The organism is Lysinibacillus sp. DFXJR4, from assembly GCF_057196045.1.
The window spans coordinates 242392-265084 of sequence record NZ_JBXUNW010000004.1 but is presented as its reverse complement, the minus strand read 5'-3'; the positions used below and the strand labels follow the sequence as shown (position 1 = coordinate 265084).

At 35.4% G+C, this 22693-nt stretch carries 26 protein-coding genes, 1 other RNA gene and 1 pseudogene; 19 read left to right on the top strand and 9 right to left on the bottom strand.

From position 1 onward, the window contains the following. The first annotated feature begins 377 nt into the window (after positions 1–377). The 4 genes and pseudogenes from AC2CGN_RS12645 to AC2CGN_RS12630 all read left to right on the top strand — a co-directional run bounded on the left by AC2CGN_RS12645 (position 378) and on the right by AC2CGN_RS12630 (position 3919). Positions 378–1430, top strand: coding sequence for an NAD(P)/FAD-dependent oxidoreductase (locus tag AC2CGN_RS12645; RefSeq protein WP_286926598.1), 1053 nt, complete (start codon positions 378–380; stop codon positions 1428–1430). A 3-nt stretch (positions 1431–1433) separates the two neighbouring features. Further along, positions 1434–1505 (top strand): annotated as a pseudogene (locus tag AC2CGN_RS12640) (AraC family transcriptional regulator); the annotation flags it as partial. A 103-nt stretch (positions 1506–1608) separates the two neighbouring features. Next, positions 1609–3123: a DEAD/DEAH box helicase gene (locus AC2CGN_RS12635; protein ID WP_484514157.1), complete on the top strand. Its 1515-nt coding sequence runs from the start codon at positions 1609–1611 to the stop codon at positions 3121–3123. Between the two features lie 16 nt (positions 3124–3139). Beyond that, a complete protein-coding gene (locus AC2CGN_RS12630; RefSeq protein WP_484514155.1) occupies positions 3140–3919 on the top strand; it encodes a YqhG family protein in 780 nt (259 codons plus the stop codon). 39 nt (positions 3920–3958) lie between these two features. Here AC2CGN_RS12630 and AC2CGN_RS12625 read toward each other — a convergent pair whose 3' ends face one another. Both AC2CGN_RS12625 and AC2CGN_RS12620 read right to left on the bottom strand, forming a co-directional pair. Further along, on the bottom strand, positions 3959–4279 hold the full coding sequence (locus AC2CGN_RS12625) for an ArsR/SmtB family transcription factor (RefSeq protein ID WP_286926595.1): 321 nt from the start codon (positions 4277–4279) through the stop codon (positions 3959–3961). Continuing rightward, on the bottom strand, positions 4276–4701 hold the full coding sequence (locus AC2CGN_RS12620) for an SRPBCC family protein (RefSeq protein WP_484514153.1): 426 nt from the start codon (positions 4699–4701) through the stop codon (positions 4276–4278). The genes AC2CGN_RS12625 and AC2CGN_RS12620 overlap by 4 nt, the downstream gene beginning before the upstream one ends. Before the next feature lie 303 nt (positions 4702–5004). On the opposite strand from AC2CGN_RS12620, the gene AC2CGN_RS12615 reads away from it, so the two are divergent. Continuing rightward, positions 5005–5643: a LysE family translocator gene (locus AC2CGN_RS12615; protein WP_484514151.1), complete on the top strand. Its 639-nt coding sequence runs from the start codon at positions 5005–5007 to the stop codon at positions 5641–5643. A gap of 83 nt (positions 5644–5726) precedes the next feature. Here the strand turns inward: AC2CGN_RS12615 and AC2CGN_RS12610 are convergent, their stop codons facing one another. Then, a complete protein-coding gene (locus AC2CGN_RS12610; protein WP_484514149.1) occupies positions 5727–6488 on the bottom strand; it encodes a MerR family transcriptional regulator in 762 nt (253 codons plus the stop codon). Between the two features lie 243 nt (positions 6489–6731). Here AC2CGN_RS12610 and AC2CGN_RS12605 point away from each other — a divergent pair, with 243 nt between their 5' ends. The 5 genes from AC2CGN_RS12605 to ytxJ all read left to right on the top strand — a co-directional run bounded on the left by AC2CGN_RS12605 (position 6732) and on the right by ytxJ (position 10446). Then, positions 6732–7622: a LysR family transcriptional regulator gene (locus AC2CGN_RS12605; RefSeq protein WP_484514148.1), complete on the top strand. Its 891-nt coding sequence runs from the start codon at positions 6732–6734 to the stop codon at positions 7620–7622. Positions 7623–7730: 108 nt separating this feature from the next. After that, positions 7731–8438, top strand: a complete 708-nt coding sequence (locus tag AC2CGN_RS12600) for a CoA transferase subunit A (RefSeq protein WP_484514147.1) — start codon at positions 7731–7733, stop codon at positions 8436–8438. Next, positions 8438–9073, top strand: a complete 636-nt coding sequence (locus tag AC2CGN_RS12595; protein ID WP_054771581.1) for a 3-oxoacid CoA-transferase subunit B — start codon at positions 8438–8440, stop codon at positions 9071–9073. The genes AC2CGN_RS12600 and AC2CGN_RS12595 overlap by 1 nt, the downstream gene beginning before the upstream one ends. 154 nt (positions 9074–9227) lie before the next feature. Next, on the top strand, positions 9228–9848 hold the full coding sequence (locus tag AC2CGN_RS12590; protein ID WP_429988500.1) for a nucleoside/nucleotide kinase family protein: 621 nt from the start codon (positions 9228–9230) through the stop codon (positions 9846–9848). 268 nt (positions 9849–10116) lie between these two features. Beyond that, complete coding sequence (ytxJ, locus tag AC2CGN_RS12585; protein ID WP_484514144.1) at positions 10117–10446, top strand: bacillithiol system redox-active protein YtxJ; 330 nt, start codon at positions 10117–10119, stop codon at positions 10444–10446. 57 nt (positions 10447–10503) lie between these two features. Here ytxJ and AC2CGN_RS12580 read toward each other — a convergent pair whose 3' ends face one another. Further along, the gene (locus AC2CGN_RS12580; RefSeq protein ID WP_429983846.1) at positions 10504–10965 is read right to left on the bottom strand and encodes a hypothetical protein; all 462 of its coding nucleotides are present in this window, start codon (positions 10963–10965) and stop codon (positions 10504–10506) included. Between the two features lie 396 nt (positions 10966–11361). Between AC2CGN_RS12580 and AC2CGN_RS12575 the strand changes: the two genes are divergently transcribed. The 5 genes from AC2CGN_RS12575 to AC2CGN_RS12555 all read left to right on the top strand — a co-directional run bounded on the left by AC2CGN_RS12575 (position 11362) and on the right by AC2CGN_RS12555 (position 15536). Beyond that, complete coding sequence (locus tag AC2CGN_RS12575; protein ID WP_429983847.1) at positions 11362–12543, top strand: NupC/NupG family nucleoside CNT transporter; 1182 nt, start codon at positions 11362–11364, stop codon at positions 12541–12543. A 632-nt stretch (positions 12544–13175) separates the two neighbouring features. Then, positions 13176–13706 carry a hypothetical protein gene (locus tag AC2CGN_RS12570; protein WP_429986610.1) on the top strand — a complete coding sequence of 177 codons (531 nt, stop codon included), beginning with the start codon at positions 13176–13178 and terminating at the stop codon, positions 13704–13706. A 479-nt stretch (positions 13707–14185) separates the two neighbouring features. Beyond that, positions 14186–14422 (top strand): hypothetical protein, encoded by a 237-nt coding sequence (locus AC2CGN_RS12565; protein ID WP_484514141.1) that lies wholly within the window; start codon positions 14186–14188, stop codon positions 14420–14422. A 97-nt stretch (positions 14423–14519) separates the two neighbouring features. Next, positions 14520–15131, top strand: a complete 612-nt coding sequence (locus AC2CGN_RS12560) for a hypothetical protein (protein WP_484514139.1) — start codon at positions 14520–14522, stop codon at positions 15129–15131. A 57-nt stretch (positions 15132–15188) separates the two neighbouring features. Further along, the gene (locus tag AC2CGN_RS12555; protein WP_484514138.1) at positions 15189–15536 is read left to right on the top strand and encodes a hypothetical protein; all 348 of its coding nucleotides are present in this window, start codon (positions 15189–15191) and stop codon (positions 15534–15536) included. 601 nt (positions 15537–16137) lie between these two features. On the opposite strand, the gene AC2CGN_RS12550 is transcribed toward AC2CGN_RS12555, so the two are convergent. Beyond that, positions 16138–16818, bottom strand: coding sequence for an IS3 family transposase (locus tag AC2CGN_RS12550; RefSeq protein ID WP_484514167.1), 681 nt, complete (start codon positions 16816–16818; stop codon positions 16138–16140). Positions 16819–17120: 302 nt separating this feature from the next. On the opposite strand from AC2CGN_RS12550, the gene AC2CGN_RS12545 reads away from it, so the two are divergent. Beyond that, complete coding sequence (locus AC2CGN_RS12545; RefSeq protein ID WP_484514136.1) at positions 17121–18497, top strand: IS4 family transposase; 1377 nt, start codon at positions 17121–17123, stop codon at positions 18495–18497. Between the two features lie 106 nt (positions 18498–18603). On the opposite strand, the gene AC2CGN_RS12540 is transcribed toward AC2CGN_RS12545, so the two are convergent. The 4 genes from AC2CGN_RS12540 to ssrS all read right to left on the bottom strand — a co-directional run bounded on the left by AC2CGN_RS12540 (position 18604) and on the right by ssrS (position 20384). Beyond that, a complete protein-coding gene (locus AC2CGN_RS12540; RefSeq protein WP_484514134.1) occupies positions 18604–18789 on the bottom strand; it encodes a hypothetical protein in 186 nt (61 codons plus the stop codon). Next, positions 18782–19087 (bottom strand): hypothetical protein, encoded by a 306-nt coding sequence (locus AC2CGN_RS12535; protein WP_484514132.1) that lies wholly within the window; start codon positions 19085–19087, stop codon positions 18782–18784. The genes AC2CGN_RS12540 and AC2CGN_RS12535 overlap by 8 nt, the downstream gene beginning before the upstream one ends. A 140-nt stretch (positions 19088–19227) precedes the next feature. After that, positions 19228–19848: an exosporium glycoprotein BclB-related protein gene (locus AC2CGN_RS12530; protein ID WP_484514130.1), complete on the bottom strand. Its 621-nt coding sequence runs from the start codon at positions 19846–19848 to the stop codon at positions 19228–19230. 343 nt (positions 19849–20191) lie between these two features. Then, positions 20192–20384, bottom strand: a non-coding RNA gene (ssrS, locus tag AC2CGN_RS12525) — 6S RNA. A gap of 245 nt (positions 20385–20629) precedes the next feature. Between ssrS and AC2CGN_RS12520 the strand changes: the two genes are divergently transcribed. The 3 genes from AC2CGN_RS12520 to AC2CGN_RS12510 all read left to right on the top strand — a co-directional run bounded on the left by AC2CGN_RS12520 (position 20630) and on the right by AC2CGN_RS12510 (position 22673). Continuing rightward, positions 20630–20968: a zinc ribbon domain-containing protein YjdM gene (locus AC2CGN_RS12520; protein ID WP_054772394.1), complete on the top strand. Its 339-nt coding sequence runs from the start codon at positions 20630–20632 to the stop codon at positions 20966–20968. Positions 20969–21115: 147 nt separating this feature from the next. Continuing rightward, positions 21116–21646 (top strand): sigma-70 family RNA polymerase sigma factor, encoded by a 531-nt coding sequence (locus AC2CGN_RS12515; RefSeq protein ID WP_286926579.1) that lies wholly within the window; start codon positions 21116–21118, stop codon positions 21644–21646. Beyond that, entirely contained in the window at positions 21639–22673 is a 1035-nt protein-coding gene (locus AC2CGN_RS12510; protein WP_484514127.1) for an anti-sigma factor, read from the top strand. Before AC2CGN_RS12515 ends, AC2CGN_RS12510 begins: the two co-directional genes overlap by 8 nt. Positions 22674–22693: the final 20 nt, after the last annotated feature.

Sequence of the window (22693 nt, the reverse complement as noted above, 5' to 3'; positions counted from 1 at the left end):
GGAACGGAAATCACCTTCATTTTGACTAAATATTCACAAAGAGTCCCTTGACCATTTAGTTTTTCAACACTATGAAAGTAGTATGCTGATTATTAGCATACTATTTTTTTATTTAATTATGGATGTTTTATGACTGATGAACAAAAATATAAAAAGATTAGCAAAAATACATGTACTCTAACATAAAGATTTGTTATCATTTTATTTGATAATGATTATCATTATCGTATAATGTGTAATATAGAGGATATATAGCATCTTTAGAGAATTTGGCAAGGGATGCTTGTGTTCCCTTAAAGAAATTGAAAATAGAAAGTAAGGATAAATTTATTTTATTTAACTAAATATGTTGTACACAGAGGAAAGGGTGTATGTAATTGTTAGAACAAGAATTATTTGATGTAACTATAATTGGCGGTGGTCCAGCAGGTTTATATTCAGCATTTTACAGTGGCTTACGTGAGATGAAAACTAAGCTTATCGAATCACAGCCTCAGCTTGGTGGAAAAATTCATGTCTATCCAGAAAAAATGATTTGGGACGTTGGTGGCGTAACACCAATTACAGGAGGACAGTTAATTGAACAATTAATCGAACAGGCTATGACCTTTAATCCTTCTGTGTACACAAATGAGAAAGTAACTACTATTTCAAAAAATGAAGAAGGAATTTTCATTATTACCGCTGAATCTGGCAATATTCATTATTCAAAGACAGTAATAGTTGCTATCGGTGGTGGTATTTTAAATCCTCAACGAATTGAGATTGAGGGTGCAGAGCGATTTGAGGTATCCAATTTAAATTATACGATTAAATCCTATGAAAAATTTAAGGATAAGGCTGTTATTATTTCAGGTGGTGGCAATACGGCAGTAGATTGGGCACTGGAATTAATGGAAGTTGCCTCTAAAGTATATTTAACGTATCGTAAGGACACGCTTTCTGCACATGAGGCTCAAATTACTGAGCTATTAAATAGCACAATTGAATGTCATTTTAATTCTGAAATTACAAAGCTTATTGCAGACGATGCAGAAGGTATGATTAAAGCTGTTTCCCTAACAAATTATGAAACAGGGCAAGTAAATGAAATTCCAGTTGATGAAGTTGTCATTAGTCATGGCTATATTAGAGATAAGGAGCTATTGGATAATAGTCCATTAGACATTGAGCGGAAAAATGATTATTTTATTGCTGGAACGATTCATAGTGAATCCTCTATTCCTGGTCTTTATGCGGCCGGAGATATTTTGCAGCATAACGGTAAAATTCACTTAATTGCAGCAACTTTTCATGATGCCCTTCATGCGGTAAATAGTGCGAAAAAATACATTCAACCAGATGCATCAGAGGGTGGTATTGTTTCCTCACATAATGATATTTTCAAGCAACGCAATCGTTTGCTCTTAAAGGAAAGCTTAAAACGATAACTTTTTTATTTTAGTCATGTTTTTAAAAAGGTTATGGGATTATCACCTACTGAATTTCGTATGTATAAGAAATAACAAACATCTGACGAAAAATAATTTTCGTCAGATGTTTTTTGCATAAAAAAACATAGCTTTGCCTTTTTTGGACAACCTAAGTTAGAAAAAAAGGTATGAGGTGATGGTTATGAATATCGAGAGGTCATCTGAATGGGAAGAGGGCTTCATCAATCGATTAAATCATCTTGAGAAATGGGATAGCTGGACATTATATAAGATGAATTATGACATTGTAAAAATGAAATTGATTCCTGAATTTACGGGATTACAAGCAATAAAATATTTACCTAATTTAAAGCCACTGACACATCAACTGGAGGCGGCTAAAACAGTGATTGAACGCATGAATGGAAAAGCAATTCTAGGTGATGAGGTGGGACTTGGTAAAACAATTGAAGCAGGCTTGATTTTAAAGGAATATCTTATTCGGGGACTTGTCAAAAGAGCACTTATACTAGCGCCAGCCTCTCTTATTAATCAATGGGTGGAAGAATTAAATAGTAAATTTCATATTCCAGCCATCGCTTATAAAAAAAATTGTCCAATAGAGCGCTACGATGTACTTATTATGAGTATGGATACGGCGAAGAAAAGCCCACACAGAGAGCGTATATATGAGCAGGATTATGACATGATTATTATTGACGAGGCACATAAATTAAAAAATCATAAAACGAAAATATATGAATTTGTACAAAGCTTAAAGAAAAAGTTTTGTCTATTATTAACGGCTACACCTATTCAAAATGATGTTTTTGAATTATATTATCTTATTTCGTTATTAAAGCCTGGTCATCTAGGTAGCTATGAAACATTCCAATCTGCCTTCTCAGCTAGTAAGCATGATTTAGAGCATGATGATTATTTAAAAGAATTAGTAAATCAGGTGATGGTGAGAAATAGGAGGGAAGATACTGGCATCGAATGGACGCAACGTCAAGTTCAAATTGTGCCCATCCAATTTACGAAAGAAGAGAAGGAAGTTTATGATTTACTCGGAACGCTTCAAAATACGGGTTCGTTCACTTTAATTACATTGCAGAAAGAAATGTGTAGTAGCAAAGAGGCAACAGCTTTAACATTATCGAAAATGCTTGAAGAGCACTCGGAGTCATCAAAAATTAAAGATATTCTGGAAAAATTAATGGCTTTAGAAGTAAATACTAAGGCAGAAAAAACGCTAGAAATTATCGAAAAAGCACAGGGGAAAGTGATTATCTTTACAGAATATAGAGCATCTCAATTGTATTTGCAGTGGTATTTACATTCTAAAGGAATCACAAGCGTACTATTTAACGGGAAATTTAATAAAAGTAAACGTGATTATATGAAGCATTTATTTAAAGAGAGAGCGCAGGTTCTTATAGCGACAGAGGCAGGTGGCGAGGGAATAAACCTACAATTCTGTCATCATGTCATTAACTATGATCTGCCATGGAATCCTATGAAATTAGAGCAACGGATAGGCCGGGTCCATCGTTTGGGACAGGAGCATGATGTGCATATTTATAATCTTGCTATCGAAAATACGATTGAAGAAAATATCTTAGCATTATTGCATACGAAAATTGATGTTTTTGAAAAGGTAGTGGGGGACTTAGATGCCATTTTAACAAACTTTAAAGAATCTGTCTGATGTAGGAGGAAAAGTTATGTATCCACAGCAAGTTCATAGTTACTTACGAGAGTTTTTTTCCGAAAATGATTGCACTATTTTGAGTGAAGATCGTCATTATCTTACTGTCCAATTAACAGTAGATATTGATAAAAAAATTATGAACAGACCTTTCTACTGGCAATATATAGAGGCGACAAATAGTGAGCCAAACCCTGCGAAAATTACATTTATTACAAATCAAATAACATCTTCTGCAAACTTATACGGTGAGGCCATTCATTTCGGTTCTCCAAGACTCAATCAGGTTTTTCAAGCGACAAGAGAGCTAGGAGCCTACGTGGAGATGTATGAGGTGGTAGATCCGACAATCGGGCAGGTTATCTTAACACCTTGGTTAGGAATAAATTATAAAGTGTCTTATTGTTGTGATCGTACAAAGGAAATGCTCTACTCCTTTGGCATAAATCTCTTAACAGGGGTTATTAAAAAGAATTTCCAAGAAACCTTATGTAAAACGTCACTAGAAACAGCTCCGGGAGAAAATGTATTTCATGTTCAACCTATTATTAAGCCAATTCGAGCATTGCAAAGACTAGAGGCAGCCATTCATGCCATCATTGAACAAGATGACCATTCATGGGCCTTAGAAGCAAAAAAAAGATGGCAGCGTGATCAACGTGTTCTAGATTACTTTTACGAGGATATAGATGACAAGCCAGAATGCTATGATATTGAAAAAAAAGCGTTAGAGGAACAATATGAGACAAAGATTAAAATAGACATTATTAATGGTGGGATGTTTTATCTATACTAAGCAGGAGCTGTCCAAATAGAAAAGACAGCTCCTTGCTTTTTATTGTTCTTCCACCATGTTTTGTAGCTGTGCTAATTTATTATCCCAGAATAAATCAAAGTATTGTAACCAATCCTCAAGTTCCTTCAGCTTTTCAACATGCAATGTATAAATTTTTTCCCGGCCCTTTTTCTGTGCAGATACTAGCTCAGCTTGCTCTAAAATAGATAAATGCTTAACAACAGCAGTACGACTGATCGCAAAATTTTCAGCAATTAATGAGATCGGTTTATTACGTAAGGCTAGCAGTTGTAGGATATGACGTCTTGTTGGATCAGCAATTGCTTGAAATACATCATATTTTACTGCAGGCTGCGTCATCGTGATTCCACAGTTTCCTTTAATTTTTGAGTAACAATCATTGTCCAGCCACCATCCATAGTTTTACGAACAGCTTCAGCTGGTATATTTGCTTTCGGAATAATGTGTGATGCTTCCTTCCAGCCACCGTGTGTTAACGTAAATTCTGTTTGTTCACCGAGCTCTTTTAGCTCAAATGTTACAAACCAGCCATCTGTATCCCAAGCGAAACGTACAAAATGGGGAGCATTCACTTGCTCCACCTTACATGGCGAAGGGCCAAAAGGAGATTGAATCGTAAATTGATGTCCTTCAATTGGCTTAAAATCATTTGGCATCAGCCACGTAGCTATTTTTTCAGCATCTGTAACTGACTCCCACACCTTATCAATTGGCGCATTAAGTTTTATTACCTTCACAATATTATCTAGCTTTTCAGTCATTTTCTCATAACTCCTTTGCAAAAATATAACCATAAGGTGTTATGAATATATAACACCTTATGGTTATATGTCAATTATTTTTAATATGATTCGCATTTTTCAAAAATAGATACTAGGTTAAATCAATTTTTCTTACTTCTTTTAATTGCTCCTATAGATGATGTTCAAAACGAACCTTTGCTTGCAATTGTACTTTAGAGAGAAATGAGCGAAAACAGATTTAATTTCCTATAAATCACCTTTTCTACAATATCGTCCTTATGGTAGAATTATTTTTATAATTTTCAGAAAAGGGGGCTTGAAATGGTGAACATATCGGTCTTTTTGATAATGTGTATTTTACTAATTATTTTACCAGGTCCAGATACGGCAATTGCCACGAAAAATACACTTACCATAAGTAGAAAGGGTGGCTTACAAACTTTACTAGGTTCCTGTTGTGGGCTGTTAATCCATACTTTTGCAGCGGTGATTGGACTGTCTGCCATTATTGTGAAGTCCGCCTATGTATTTGCCATTTTGAAGTATGTCGGAGCGGTGTATTTATGTTATTTAGGTGTCAAGACATTATGGACTTTACGGACAATCCGCACGCAATCTCCTGTAGTTCAAGATGAAACACAAATTAATCATGAATTTTCACAGCAATCTTGCTTTAAGCAAGGCTTTCTAACAAATGTTACCAATCCTAAGGTAGCCGTATTTTTCCTAACATTTTTACCTCAATTTGTAGATGGCACGAGCGGTACATTCATGCCGTTTCTTATAATGGGGCTAATATACACTGCTTTAACAGGGATTTGGTTTGTGTTCTATGTTTACTTGTTAGATAAAGTTAGTGCATTTATGAAAAAGCCAACTACAAAGGCTGTTATCGAAGGTTTAACAGGGATTGTGTTAATTGGCTTTGGGATTAAACTAGCTTTGGAAAAAGCCCATTGATTATACTAAAAAGTCGATTTGCCACAAAAAAATGTGTTGCAAATCGACTTTTTAGTATTTCAGTAAAAAAGAATTTTAATCATCTATTCGTGGAGATTAATACCCTTGTTGTTCCAATAAATTTGTATAGCCTGACCAAGCCATATCTCTTCCTCAGGCGATAGGGGCGAGGGGAAGAGCTGTGTATCCTGCCCAAATTCAATATTTTCATCCTTTACATTTTCCACAAGCTCAATTGCATTAGGGTATAACTCTAAAGATAGATCAAAATACTGTTCCAAAAGCGCCTGAACATTCGGATTAGCCGGATCCTGACCATATGCTGCCTTCAGCTGACTAAAAAGCTCAGCCATTTCCAGATTTAGCTCCTTAAGCTTTTCCTCAGGAACTTTAAACATGTTCTCAACCATTTCTTTTGGAAAATAATTGGACAGCCATTCTTTCTGCTCCTCTTCCTTATGCATATTATGAATAAGCATCATAAAGATATTTGCGTTCATGGTGCCTTGCTCTTCCGTGATATATAAGGCATGGTCTAGGGCACGAATGACCTGTTGAAGTTGCTCCTTTTTTTGAAGCATTTCTTGTTTTTGAAATTCAAGTGACTCTTTTATATTCCATTCTTTTAAATGGATTAATGTATGAATTTTTTCCAATGGATAGCCTAAGAACTTCAAGGATACAATTTTTTGCAGTTGTATAATATTTTCATCTGAATAAAATCTTCTGCCAGTTGGAGAAATAAAGGATGGTTTTAATAAATCAATTTCATCGTAATAATGCAAAGTTCGTATGGTCATACCTGTTTTTTTGGCAAACTCTCCAATTGAATATTGAGTGAACATTATTTTACCTCCCTATTACATGTTATCTTTATTGTAAAAGCTAACGTAACGTGAGAAGCAAACTATTTTTAGGATTTCTTTTTTTACGTTTATTCCAAATGGCCCCTTCATCACCAATAAATTTCCTCTTCCATATAGGGATGCCTTATATAAAGGATTTGTGGAATATAGAGAGAATTTATTATTAAAAAGGGGAAACAGCTATATTTTTATAATAAATTGGAATAAATAGGGGACTTGAATATGGAATTAAGAGATTTAAAAGCATTTATGGCAGTTGTTGAACATGGAAGTTTTACAAAGGCCGCAAGTGAATCCTTTGTTTCACAGCCTTCTTTAAGCAAAAGCATTAAAAAATTGGAGGAAACCCTGCGAGTAGAATTGTTAAGTCGCTCTACACGCCATGTCGAATTAACTGACGCCGGAAGTATTGTTTATAAACAGGGGCAAAAAATAATGGGCTCTGTAATGGAATTACATATTTTATTGGACGATTTATTGAACATTCAGACAGGTGCAATAAAATTAGGTATTCCTCCATTAATTGGCACACTATTTTTCCCAGACATCGCAAGAAATTTCCATATGCAATATCCAAAGGTGCGTCTAGAACTTGTGGAGCGTGGCGCTAAAATGATTGGAACGCTCGTTGAAAATGGTGAAGTCGATATTGGAATTGTTGTTTTGCCTACGGACGAACGGAAATTTTCTGTCCAACCCTTTGTGGAGGATCAATTTTTTGTATTTATTAATGATTCCCATCCATTAGCACTGAAGAAATTTATTCAATTAGAGGATTTAAAAAATGAGACCTTTATTATCTTTACGGAGGAATTTACACTACATGATTATGTCATCAATACATGTAATACTGCTGGGTTTACACCAATCATTGGCTATAAAAGCTCACAATGGGATTTGATTGTAGAGCTTGTATCCTCAAATTTAGGCATTACACTATTACCTTATTCAATTGCAGCTAAGCAAACAAATAACAACGTAAAAATTATACCTTTAAAAGATTTTGATATGCCATGGCGTTTAGGCGTTATTACAAAGAAGAATTCATATCAATCTTTTGCATTAAAGCAATTACTGAATAGTATTAGTAGAGAAGTGGCAAGTAAAAAATGATTTATGCATTTTAGGAATAAGTAATATTCTAATTAATTCCTTTACTTATAAAATAGCAATAGGGTAGAATTTTTCTTAATAAACGAGCAATTTAAGGGGGTTTCGATTATGGGGAACGGGAAAGTGTGGAGTTCGTTTGAGGAAGCCGTTGCAGATATAAAAGATGGAGATACATTAGCAGTAGGAGGCTTTGGGTTATGTGGTATTCCTGAAAAATCTATTGCTGCCTTAGTGCAAAAGGGCATAAAGGACTTAACAGTTGTCAGCAATAACTGTGGCGTTGATAATTGGGGCTTGGGGCTTTTACTAGCAAATAAACAAATAAACAAAATGATTGCATCCTATGTAGGCGAAAATAAAATTTTTGAACAGCAATTTTTAAGTGGTGAACTCGAAGTAGAATTAACACCACAAGGAACATTGGCCGAACGTTTGCGAGCTGGTGGGGCTGGAATTCCTGGCTTTTACACGGCTACTGGAGTGGGGACACCCATTGCTGAAGGAAAAGAAGTAAAGGTTTTTGATGGCAGGGAGTATATTTTAGAAAATGGAATTACTGCTGATTTTGCACTTGTCAAAGCATGGAAGGCAGACAAGCTAGGGAATTTAGTGTTCAGGAAAACATCCCGTAATTTTAATCCACTAGCTGCAATGGCAGGGAAAATTACGATAGCAGAGGTAGAGGAAATCGTTGAAGTGGGAGAATTAGATCCGGACCATATTCATACACCTGGTGTGTTTGTACAACGCGTTTTATTAGGGGAAAATTATGAGAAGCGTATTGAGCGTTTGACGGTGAAAAAGGGGGAAGCTTAATGGCTGATACAAGACAAAGAATCGTCAATAGAGCTGTGAAGGAAATACAAAATGGGATGAATGTTAATTTAGGTATTGGTATGCCAACATTAGTTGCAAATGCTATTCCTGCTGATTATGATGTGCTTTTACAATCAGAAAACGGTTTGCTTGGAATTGGACCTTATCCAACAGAGGAAGCTGTTGATCCTGATTTAATAAATGCTGGGAAGGAAACAGTAACAGCTGTACCAGGTGCCTCTTTCTTTGATAGTGCGGAATCTTTTGCGATGATTCGAGGAGGGCATATTGATCTTGCTATTTTGGGCGGTATGGAAGTATCTGAGACAGGTGACCTTGCAAACTGGATGATTCCAGGAAAAATGGTCAAGGGCATGGGAGGTGCCATGGACCTTGTTGTTGGTGCGAAAAGGGTTATCGTCATCATGGAGCATGTTAATAAAAATGGAGAATCTAAAATTAAAAAGCAATGTGAGCTTCCGCTGACAGGTAAGGGTGTAGTACATCGATTAATTACAGATCTCGCTGTTTTCGACTTTACAACGGATGGCATGCAGCTTATCGAATTGGCTGAGGGTGTTACTATAGAGGAAGTAAAGGAAAAAACAGCTGCTTCATTCAGTATTGCATTATAATCAGTGTAACCAGTTCTTTTTAGGGCTGGTTATTTTAGTTTGATTCAGAAAGGAGTTACTAAAGCCCCGGGAACGTCATGGTTCTTAAAGAGGAGCTTTTGCGTGAACGCGAAAAACCCTGAACGTAATCGATTAACCAAGGAGTGTTTTATTGATGGATGTCCTAGATGTAAAAGAGGAAATTATTCAGCGATTTAAATTGAGAACGGCTACAGATAGACCTTTTATCGTAGCCATTGATGGATTAGGTGGGGCTGGCAAGTCTACTATAGCTCACCACCTTGTAGAGGAGCTTCAGTCTATATGTACGGTGACACTTATTCATATTGATAATCATATCGTAGAAAGATGTAAACGTTATGATACGGGCCATGAGGAATGGTTCGAATATTATTATTTACAATGGGATATTGAAAGCTTAAAAAATAATCTATTTTTACCCTTACATAATCGTGCTTTACACCTTTATCTCCCATTTTATAATCGGCATACAGATACAATTTGCGAAAGAGACATGAATATAGAAGCTAATAGTATTTTTATAATTGAAGGGATATTTCTTATGCGCCATGAGTGGAGGAGCTTTTATGATTATCGCTTATTTATAGACTGCCCCTCAACTATTAGAGAGGAAAGAGTATTACAACGAGATGTGTATATAGGTGATTTTATAACACGCCTTCATAAATATAAAAAAAGATATTGGCCAGCAGAAAAGTATTATTTAACGAAAGAAAATCCATTAGCTGTAGTAGATTCGGTTTATGAAGTATAAATCCACTATTTACTGAATTAAGCTTGAGTATAGGAATTTATAGAGTTTACGGAGCATTTAGAGGAAAGTCCATGTCTAGCGGCAACCAAGGATAATATGGAATATCCAGAAGTAGAGCCAGAAAAATCATAATGGGATGAAAAGAATCAAAATAAATTATAAATGGCACGAGCTTTTACCTTCTGTGTAGGCTCGTTTTTTTATGGAAATGCGGAAAATACCCACTATGGTATATAATGCAATAAGACAATAAAATGGGGGGTTCAGCATGAAGCGAATAATGACCACAGAAGAGTGGAAAAATGTTTTACAGCTATCGAGCCATACGCCATGCCTAGTGTTAAAATATAGCATGACTTGCTTTAGTAGCATATCCGCATTAAAAGAATTAAAAGCACTGGAAACGATCCTGCCGAAGTATGTAGTTATCGTACAAAAGGATAGGGAGGTATCGAAAATGATCGAGAAGGAACTTGAGGTGAGGCATGAATCCCCTCAGTTTTTAATTTTGCAGGGAGGGCAGGGAGTTTGGCAGGCAACCCATTATAAGATAAAACAATTACTTCTATCTGATGCCATTAGTATGTATGTAAAATAAATTAAAGAAGATACTCTTCATTATACATAATAGGGTATCTTCTTTACTGAACGCAATTTATTGCCCTAAAGCTTCATTTTGATGATAGTGAGAGGCAATGGATTCTAGATTTAGTTGGGAATAGTTCGCCCAATTGACCTTTCTAAAATCTTTCTCGTTAAAGTATATATTTAATACTTCAGTCATATTTTGAGCGCCACCAGGTTCTGTTAATGGGGCAGACCAAATAATGGCGGGTGTTTTAACACTTTTTAATTTTGATAACTCAGCAAATATTTTCGCAGAATCCTTTAACATTTGGCTTTTTGAGCCCTGTTTTACATCATCATCTTGAATGGAAATTGTAACAATTCCCTTTGTATCTTCCACTGTAAATTTACTTTTGACAGTAGTCCTCACTATATCTTCAATTGAAGTATTGCTATCAACCACTGCTTCCTTAGGTACCGTATTTTTTCCACACGCTGACAATAATAGTGTAGCAAGTAATAACATATAAAATAACCTTTTCAATATCATAACCTCCCTTGTTACTACCATATATGCACAAAATGAAGATGAATTATACAAGTTGATGGGAGGTTTTTCTGCTTTCAGTTGAAGTAGTTGGACAAGTTTAGATAGAGGTGATGATTTTATTTCAAACGAATTCCCCAGAGAACTAGAAGCAGTCGTGATGACGAAATAACTTGTCATCGTTTTTTTGCTTGAAATGCAACAAAAATTTTTATACTTATATATTATTTTTCTGCTAGCTATTGAAAAAGTAGTAGAAAAACTGTTATAGTGAATTTATTTGTCTGACGTCTGACTATAGTATGTTGAGTTTGGTTGTTCTTAAATTTTCATATTTGGACATAATGAATGAAAGGATGACTTTATGGTCGAACGCTGAAAATTAGTATGGGGGAAATTATGAGATACTTAATATCTTTTTGCGGATTGCTGCTTGTTTTTGGTTTAGCTCTGTTAATGAGTAAAAACAAAAAAGAAATAAAATATAAAAATATATTGATGATGTTAATCATCCAATTTTTGTTGGCAGCATTTCTGTTAAATACAAAATTTGGTTATATTTTAATAAAAGGAATAACAAAAATATTTGATCATTTATTATCTTACGCAAATACGGGCATATCCTTTGTTTTTGGGGGTTTAGCGAATAAAGGAGAATCTCCATTCTTTCTTAGCGTTTTATTACCGATTGTCTTTGTATCTGTATTGATAGGGATTTTGCAGCATTTTAAAATTCTTCCTTTCTTCATGAAATGGGTAGGTTTATTTTTAAGTAAAGTAAATGGCATGGGGAAATTAGAATCTTATAATGCTGTTGCTTCTGCAATGGTTGGTCAATCTGAAGTGTTCATTACTGTAAAAAAACAATTAGATCAGCTGACCCCGCAGCGAATGTATACATTGTGTGCATCAGCTATGTCGACCGTTTCTATGGCAGTTGTTGGAGCCTATATGACGATGATTGAACCTAAATATGTTGTAACGGCGATTGTGTTAAACTTGTTTGGCGGATTTATCATTGTTTCCATTATTAATCCATATAGAGTAAAGGAAAGCGAAGATATTTTAACGATTGAAGATGAACATAAACAATCTTTCTTTCAAATGCTTGGAGAATATATTATGGATGGATTTAAAGTAGCTATTATTGTTGGAGCTATGCTAATCGGCTTCGTAGCATTAATGGATATGATCAATTCACTATTTGATATCGTATTCGGTATATCTTTTCAAGGGATTTTGGGTTATATCTTTGCTCCAATAGCCTTTCTAATGGGTGTACCATGGGCAGATGCCATTTCTGCTGGAGGAATTATGGCTACCAAATTAGTAACAAATGAATTTGTGGCCATGATAAGCCTTGGAGAAGTAGCTAAGTCTATGAGCGCGCATACAGTAGGTATTATTTCTGTCTTTCTTGTCTCCTTTGCAAACTTTTCATCCATCGGTATTATTGCTGGAGCAGTAAAGGGCTTGAGTGAAAAGCAGGGCAATATCGTTGCTCGTTTTGGCTTAAAGCTGTTGTATGGAGCCACACTAGTTAGTATCTTAACAGCTACAATTGTTGGTTTTGTTATTTAGCTATTTGAACTGCACTCCATTTGATGAATTGGAGTGCAGTTTTTCGTGATTATAGGGTGTATTTTTGCACTTCGTGACGGCTGGGTAAAACTATATTTTCTTTTCGAATTTATTTACCAAATTCGGAAACCCTTGGTGCATTAGAAGAATATCTAAAATGAGCATTCTATAATTTAAAACTATAAATAATGGTTACCCATCCGATATAAAAAGGAGTTTGTTGTAAAAAAAGATAATATTAACAATAATAAGTTTATTTTTAGGATGAAAATCTAATGTAGCTACATTTTATTTTTCTGGATTACCTTCCAACGCTATAGTTACTAAAGTGGTAGTTGATGCCAATAGTGATATCACATATGGAGAACGGGTGATTCTATGAGCACTTATGCTTCTGCGCCTTGGGGTTGGCTTAATAAAACAAAATAACTATTGGAGTTAATGGAAAACTAGCTAACGGCACATGGTCTATTTATTATAATGGAACAAATGTAAGTACTTTAAATAGTGCATAGAAATCATATGCATCCCCAAAATTAACTGTTTACTAGCTATTAAATGTATAAACTTAATATAACTGATTTTATATTGTTCTCTACATTTAGGAGGTACAAAATTATTGGAGGTGTAAAATGAGATTCCCAACTATTAGTAGTGATGCATTGAAATTGTTAGGAGTTGAAAAAAAGACAACACCTATTTCAAAGCCAAGTTTTTCAGGAATAAATGCCATGCCAACGAAATCAGCTCCAGCGATGAGTGAAGAAAAATATAAGGAAGCAATTATCGCACAGGCAAAAAAAGATTTTGAAAATGGTAAGTGTGGAGGTCATAAAAATCCTTCCTATATGACACTAAAGAACAGCTTCGTATCTGTAGCATCCCCTGATCGTAAAGGGTCGATAGCACAAATAGTAAGTCAATTACCATTCAGGCAGCGTGGAAATGTGAGCTATTTAGAGGTAAAGGATGTAAGAGGGAATATAACTTCTACTTATTCGCCACATAATGGTTGGCATGCAATTGGTACACGAAAAGAACAGCTTCGTGAAAGTGAATTTGATGCGATCTATATAGAAGCATGGCGCTCATTTAAAGTAGCAAGCCAAAACAATCAAAGCGATATCAGTACATCCAGCGGTTCCATTGATGTGTCAGTCTAATGAAGCCTTTAAAAAGTTAATTAAAGGAACTCTTCTAAATCAGTAACCCCCTAGAATTTTTTTAGGGGTCTTTGTGTCGTATTAATGTAGTAATTGACGTAAAACTGTCGCCGATGGATATTGGATTTGAGTTAGATGAAGTTATGTAAGATGGGCATTGGGATAGGTATAACATGGTGGATAGTAAAATGACTGGTGGATTTATTATCCGATAGAGGTTTATTTCGTTGAAAGGACTTATAATGTCACAAGAAAAATGGAGTTTTTTAGATTACTGAAAACCTTTAGGCAGTAAAAGTTAAATCTGTAGTTGGAGCGAAAAAATTCTTCAAAAAAGATACTATGATACAAATGAGAATGCTGATATGGATATTGACTGCACAGATCATGAGAACCCAAAGCAACACCTTAAAGTACCAAATAGACATTGAATTGAATAGTAGTTCAAGAAGCTCAGGCTATTTATAAGGAGTTAATTTATGACTGAGAAAGAATATTTAGAATTTAAAAATCTTATATCAATGGGGGATGAACTTAATTTTTATTATAAAAATGATGAATATTGGATAAGTCATATTCAAGATAAATCTTTTCTATCCAGAACAAAGGATTCTTATACACAAGAGTTTTGTGGACATAAAGAGCTTTTTGAACATGCAACAATAGAGAGTAAAAAAATCTCAGAAGTATATCCAAATTTGAGACAGCTTAAATAAAAATTTAATCTACTTTGGAGAAGATCAAGTTAAACAAGCTTGGTCTTTGTTGTGCTTGTAATTAGATGGGGGAGGATAAAGCACTTAAAGACGTTCAGTGTCTAACTGGTTAAATGAAAAGGTTAGCCTTTCACAATCTAAGGTGCATGGTGAGTCATCGTTAGATAATTGGCTGGAAATTATAAACGGAAATGGTTATCCAAAGTGGTATAAGGTATTATTAAATGACAAGGTAGGTTTATTAAGGAGGAGTATAATGCGTTTTCTTTTTTGGCTAAGTGTTGTTATCTCGGGAATTGTAAGTATTGTCGGTTTTGCACTCACTAAAATGACTACTTCTTCATTCGACCCCACAGGTGATAATTTTGTTGGAGGAAATGGAAACCCAGGCTTAATGTTTGTTATGCTTCCAATGTTAATTATTCTTTATTTTTTCTTCGCCATGATGTTTGTTTTTGAAAAGATACATGAACGTTTTTCAGTGAAAAGGAACCTATTTCAAGCCTGCTACTCAGGGGTGTTTGTGGTCATTTTAGGAATAACGATTTACCGAATTGTTTCGTTTCGAAATGAAATCAATCCATATTTTGAATATGAAATATCCTATTTAAATCCTTTTTCTAATGATTTATTCTTTAACTTCTGGACGTTTATGGCCTGCCTTTGTGTTTCAGGATTTTGCTCATTTTATTTAAAGAAAAAAATATGAAGAAATGCATTTAAACTATAGACTACTCTTTGACGGGTGATTTTCTGTGCTCTTGATATGATCGACCTGATCGGATTACAGACTATCCCGAGCGAAATTCTTTTCGGCCTGAGCGGATTACGGGCTATCCCGAGCGAAATTCTTTTCGACCTGATCGGATTACGGGCTATCCCGAGCGAAAATCATATCGACCTGAGCAGATTACAGGCTATCCCGAGCGAAAAACAATTCGACCTGATCGGATTATGGGCGATCCCGAGCGAAAATCAATTCGACCTGATCGGATTACGGGCTATCCCGAGCGAAAAACATATCGGCCTGATCGGATTACGGGCTATCCCGAGCGAATATCATATCGACCTGATCGGATTAGGGCTATCCCGAGCGAATTTCTTTTCACCATGAGCAGTTTTCGGGTCATAAGATATTAAATATTAGGTTCTAAATATTTTTTTGGTATTCACACAATTGCATGCAAAAAAAAGCACAGATTCATTATGTATGTTGTTATGGTGCATCTAAAGTGCGGATTTATTCATATAGAAAATGGTGAGGAAAAGTGTCAGCAACATACATTTCACCTAAGCCCAATTAAAACATCTTGGAAGATGCCTACAGGTTATAAGCTAGAGGGCAAATTAAATATGCCTACTAATAGTAAAGGACAAGTACATTTAATTGTAAGACAGACCAAAGGGGAGATGGACAAACAATTCCCTGGAGATTCAAATTGTGAATAAGGAAAAATAAAATTATGAAATTAATAAGAAACTCTCTAATTTATTTTCTAATCGGAGCGATAATTATAAATATTTCTAAGTTTCTTTATAATAAAGACGATTATTTTTTTGATAGTAAAGAAACTTTAATGTACGGTATTATTACAATGATGGTATTTTTAATAATGGATTACGTGAGAAATATAAGTAAGTCTCAAAGTAAATAATTTTGTTATACCTAAAAAAAGCCCAGATACGGTAGTGACCCCGTAAAGTTAGAGTTTTCATTATGCAGCTAATTGGCTGGCTTGAGTTCGGTATTTTACCGGGCTCATGCCGGCCAATTTTTGTTTAATTCGATCGTTATTATAGTAATCGATATACTTCTCTATTTTCTTCTTTAACGCTTCATAAGAGATTAATTCTTCTCCGTAATACATTTCTTGTTTAAGGAAGCCAAAAAAGTTCTCCATGGTCGCATTGTCTGCACAGATTGCTTTACGAGACATACTTTGGAAAATCTTGTTTCGCTTTAATGCTTTTACCCATAGATGATGTTGATAGTGCCAGCCCTGATCCGAATGAATCGTTGTACGGTATTGGGCATGTTCTTGAATAATTGGGAGTACTTGTTTTAATGAATCTATTACGAAATCAAGTGTGGGGCGTTTAGACATACTAAAGCCCAGTATTTCACCGTTATATAAATCCATAATCGGACTTAAATAGAGTTTTTCGTTGTTTGTACATTTGAATTCTGTTACGTCTGTCACGAGTTTTTGTAAGAAGTACGTTGTATGGAAATGACGGTTTAATCGATTCTTCACTACATTCCCTACAGTACCTTTATACGATTTATAGCGGGATTTACGCACGAATTTCTCGCATTTTAAATTCAATTCACTCATGATTCGTTGTACTTTTTTATGATTGATTTTATGTCCTTGTCCCTTTAATTCCGCATGAATGCGACGATATCCTTATCGCCCTTCATGTTGCCCAAAAATCTCTAAAATCAACGTTTTCCACACTTGATCTGGATCTTCATTCTTCATTTGCTTGATGTGATAGTGATATATTGCTTCTGGAATATCGACTTGTTTAAAAATGTCTTTTAATCGGAATCCTTCTTCTTTGAGTTCAAAGGCGATTGCTGCTTGTGCTTTTCGAGGAAGGCATCTGGGTCATAGCTGTCAACTTAAGAAATGTGTACTTCTTCTAAAAAGTGGTATAGATATATACAAAACTTTTTTGGGAAGGGGTGCTTTTGATGTCGACACCGAAACATATACAATTACTCCAAAAGCTATTTGAAGTCATTTGTCCTGAAAGAGTAGATGAAATAGCCAAAGAAACGGGTTTTATTCAAAGAAAGCGACTAGTCTCTGCGAGTGACTTCCTATCCTTATTGTTTCATGTCCATGGGAATTTAGCAGATTGCTCAATCCAAGAGTTATGTACAACCTTACAAATGAAACAAGCCATTTCCATTAGTCGGGCAGCCATGGATAAAAAATTTACCCCGGAAGCCACGGCTTTTTTACAACGACTCATTCAAGAATTCGTATGGGCACAACATCAACTATCTTTTTCTTCGCTCTCTCTGTCTGAACCATGGCCATTTACCAGTATTCGGGTACTTGATTCCACCACAGTTAGTGTACCAGATCGTTTTCAAAAGCGCGCTCAAAAAACCAAACAAGCATCCGCCAAAATTCAATTTGAATTGGATCTCTTATCCGGTCAATCGACCTTTCTTCACGTTGCTTTTCATCGAATGAATGATGCGAAAGTAAGTGCCATGCGGATTCCGTTTCTGACAGAACATGAACTTTGTCTACAAGATTTGGGTTATTTTAACTTCGAACAATTAAAAAAAATCGAGGAAAAAAAGGGTTTTTTTATTACAAAAATACGGACAGATGCGTATGCCGCTTTCGAAAATCTATTTCCTTCCTATCACTCAAATGGTGAGGTTATTCAAAGTAGTCTTTATCATCGCATTGATTTCGTGGCACTTTGTAAAAAGTTACTACCAGAGGAACTTTTAGAATTAGAGGGTGTTTATTTTGGACGGGATGCTCATTTTCCAGCTCGTTGTATTATTTTTTCCCATGATGAGCAGGGGAAAGCGCAACACATCAAAAAAATTAATCGACGAGCCCAGAAATCAGGAAAGGTGCCCAAACAAGTGGTACGTGATTTAGCAGGCATTACGATTTATATGACGAATCTGCCAGAGTGGATGTCTGCTCGTCATATCATGGAATTGTATCGCTTACGTTGGCAAATTGAGTTGCATTTTAAAGTGTGGAAATCTGATTTAGGCATCAACCACTTCAAAGTGATGAAGAAAGACAGGTGGCTTTGTCATTTATATGGGAACATCCTAGTTTATTTTATTAGTCAATTGATGGCCTATCAAATAAGAAACTTCATCTGGAAGGAGAAGGGCATAGAAATTAGTGAGATGGTGGCCATTCGTAGTATCGCGACAGAGATTTTACCGAAGCTATATGAAGAATGCATAAAAAAAGAGAAGGGATTGAAAGACTTTATCCATTTGACCACCGAGTTCCTGCTCAAGACGGCCCGGAAATCAAAGTCCACCAAAGGAACAGCCTTTCAACGCCTTCAATTCACGTAGAATATCCAAATATAACCAACTCACCTAGAGGGGTTTATTTTGATATGTTTAAAATACTTTTTCCCATTTTAACGATAAATGAAACCTATCATTTCTAATTATGAAATCATTTGATTAGATGTGTAGAAATCTTAAGTTGACAGCTATGGGCATCTGGGTTCTCTCGAAAAGCCTTCAACTTTTTTAAATACGTAACCTCTAGACGAAGTCGTTCATTTTCACGTTCTAACTGCTCCTCACGAGACATTGTTTTTTCTGCTTTTGTCACTGTAGCTTTTGGTTTTTTAGACATAGAGGGCCTTCCTTTCGCATGTTTCAGGCCTTCTCACTCGTTCTTTTAAAAACTTACTGTTCCAAGTTGCGATTAAGCTAGGATCATTCAAGTTAAATCGTATTGCTGTATCTTGGTAAGAAGCACCTTTTTGTTTCATAAAGTTTAATACATCTAATTTGAATTGAACAGGATGTTCTTCATGCTTTGTTTTCCGTTGTAAACCTTCTTCTCCAAAAGCTTTATTAGCCCTAACCCAAAGTAAGGCTGTAGAGCGTTCTAGTAAGAGGACTAGTAAATCATCATCTGTGGAGGGCAAAGCGAAAAGAGAACGTCCAGTACCTTTCTACAATTGGTTAGAGGAAAGGAATATTCATAAACAATAAATAAGCGCATGACTCAATGTAACCTTTTTTAAATCATACACTTATTTATTGTTTTAATAGTAGAGGGAATTCTTTATACAATATTAATACCCGCACTTGCAGTACCTTCAACTGAGAAATTTAAAGCAGGAGGATTTATTGATGAAATGTAAAATACCATTAATAAACGATCTCCAACCGATACTGGTACAGGCTCAACATTTGCTGAACCAAAAGTTATTCCTGCTGGAACTCCAGCGACAGGTGGAGCTAAATCAACACGTACATTTGTAGCAGTGAAGATGTTACTTCCTGTAGGAGCACGATAGATTTGAGCTGTTATAGTAGTAAACCCTCCTCGGTTAAGATCTAAAAAGTAATTAAATGCTGCGGAAATAGCAGTAATATTACCATTGCGTGGAACTGAGAAGGCTTCGCTTAAAAGTCCAGATAAATCTATAGTGTTGTTTAAAATAGGCACACCATTAATAGCAGTACCGAATCCTATAAGACTAGACGTTAATCCAAAGTCAGGTCCTATAGTAACTACAGATGTTGAAATTCCCGAGGTAAAAGGGATTATTGAACCGCTGTCGTTTTCTTCGCCACTTTCATTAAAGTTTATACAGTTAATGTTTTTTGCCACAAAAGGTCCAAAATTTCCGCATTCTATTTGTGGTGATAAACAATTACAACTTTCATTATTTATGCACACAATTTTCCCTCCTTTCATCTTATGCTATGTGGAGGAAAGTAAGGGAGAAGGGCTATTAAATCAATGGAGTGTTATTTATTTGGTGGAGTCCAGTACCTTTGGTTATATGAAAAGGATAGTCATTCAGAAATAAGTAGTAGACCAAAAATAGAAAACTGGCTTGAATGGTAGTAAAAGAGGAAATAATTAAATGGGGTAAATGTTGAAATGAGTTAAATGATATTAAGGATTATTATGAATTTTAACCCCAGTTTAACCCCAACGCTTATTTTGATATAAAAAAATCACCCTCCAATAATGGAAGGGTGATTCGCTCAAAAGCCAAGTGGCTGTATGATTAAATTAAAAAGCCGCGTATGCCGTAGTTATTATAGAAAGTTTTAAACCACCACTCCTCAAAGTGGGTGTTCGCAGAAGCTTTCCTGCTTATCCTCATTCACCTTGGTGTGAGGCCCGTCATTCCAACTCCAATAATAAAACTCCCTTTTACAGCTTAAAGGTTAAAACTTAATATTATACGAACAATGCAGCCTTTAAAAATATAATAAGGCATGATAAACAAACTTGCAAGTAAGATGGTTTATGAAAAAAAGTCAATGGGCAAGCATGCCAAATCGTCTTGCTTTAAATAAAAAATAGCCATACGCCCATCTAATTGTTTCATACATTATTCACAAATGCGAACAAAAAAGGCGAACAACCTTTACTTAATAGGACGGGTTATGTAAAGATAGGAGAATATATAGGATTAACCTAGCAAAAAGTAAAGGAGGAAGCGGAAATGGCAGCTTATCCAAATTGTCCGAAATGTAATTCGGAATATACGTATGAGGATGGTGCGAATTTTGTATGTCCTGAATGTGCACATGAATGGAGTGCAGATGTAGCAGAGCAAGAAGCAGATACACTTATTGTAAAGGATGCAAACGGTAACTTACTTGCGGACGGTGATTCTGTTACAATCATTAAGGATTTAAAGGTCAAGGGCAGTTCTTCAACATTAAAAATTGGTACAAAGGTGAAAAGTATTCGTCTAGTTGAAGGTGACCATAACATTGACTGTAAAATTGATGGCTTTGGTGCCATGAAATTAAAGTCAGAGTTTGTTAAAAAAGCATAGTTATTAAAAGAGTCGAGTAAAAAAGAGCTCCATTTTCGGATAATGGATTGCACTTCTAATCGACTCTTTTTTATTTTTTAGTAATTACTGTAACATTTAGAAACGACAGACGTTTTACTTGTGAAATCTATGAAGCGAGGGGGATGCATGGACAGGCAACGGAAGAATGAGCTTGAGCAACTTTATCAGGAATATGCGAAATCGTTATATTACTTTCTGCTGAAAATGTCAGGGTCCGTACATATAGCAGAAGATTTAGTACAAGAAACCTTTGTACGAGCTACGGTATCGCTGTCATTTTATAAAGAGGAGGATGTGAGAGCATGGTTGTTTAAAGTAGCACGGAATACGTATTTAGATGAATGGCGCAAGCAAAAAAGAAGAAGGACTATCCCATTTGCCCAATTATTTTGGAAGGATGACATGCTTAGTCCTTATGGTTTGCCTGAAGTTGATATTCTCAAGCAAGAAGTAACCGAGGATATCCAGTCATTATTAAAGTTTTTGCCTGAAAATTACCGCACAATTTTATATTTAAGAGAGTATGAACAATTTACATATCAGGAGCTACAGGAGGCATTGGAGCTAACAGAGGGGCAGGTGAAAATACTGTTACATCGAGCACGTAAACGTTTAGCAGAAATAATCAAAAAGAATGGAGGATTTCAAGATGATTGAGTGGTCGCAGGAAAAAGAGAAAAAAATATTGCAGAAGTACCGTTTTACGTTAACCTTTCGAATATTACGTATATTGCTACTATGTGCTGTTATTTATAGTTTATATATTTTAAGCGTATCAATCATTTTTGAAAAAACACGCCCAGATCGTAAACATATTTATAATTCATTAATGGCTTTAGAATGGCAGCAGCCAAATATAAAAGGACAATATTCAGGTTCATCTGCTGAAATAACACCACTTTTGACGCAAAAATTTAGCTATCCTCTTGTGAAGCAAGTAGGGAAAGAGAACGTAATGGTAGGTGAGATGAGTTTGGATAAAAAAATATTTAATACATCTTCATCGATGAAAATGAACTTAACTTCAAAAAATTCTTCTTCATCTTCGAGCCTGAAATCGACAAATGAATTTGATAAATTTAGCTTCAATTTACCTGAGGATCCTCGAACAGGGAAAGTGACATCATCCCAAATTAACAATGGTGTATGGAAAACGTTAGAAAAATTACCCGAAGGAACAGTTGCAGAACTAGCGTTTTCTACCACAACATTTATGGAGCCTAAAAAGTTGACAAAAATGCTTGAACCATACGATGTGGAAGTTGTCTGGATGCCTATATATACAGGCGAATTCAAATCCTTTGATCTATTTCCAACTGGTGAAGGTAGTGTTAACCTTACCATTTATGATAGTTTCGGGCTATCAGGAGGATTGAAGGTTAGTGATGATTATTCAAAAATTTGGGTAGGTCAAAATTTAACGAATGGTGTTAGAGATAGTCAGCGTGTTATGCTAGAAAATATGGAAAAGCTACTGAACAATGAAAAGAAAAGCTATATCGAGGATTTTCTTGGTTTGTCGTATTTACAAGAGCGTTATGATTATTTAAAAAAGAATGGTTTTCAGGCTTATGGTGCTGTGGTGACAGGACCAACAAAGGAATTATTAAAGCTGAAAAATATAGAAGGCGTATCTAATCAGAAGCTTGGTGATGTTGAGCTTTGGAATTGGGATAACTGGTAATAGAGGGAGTTGTCTCTGAC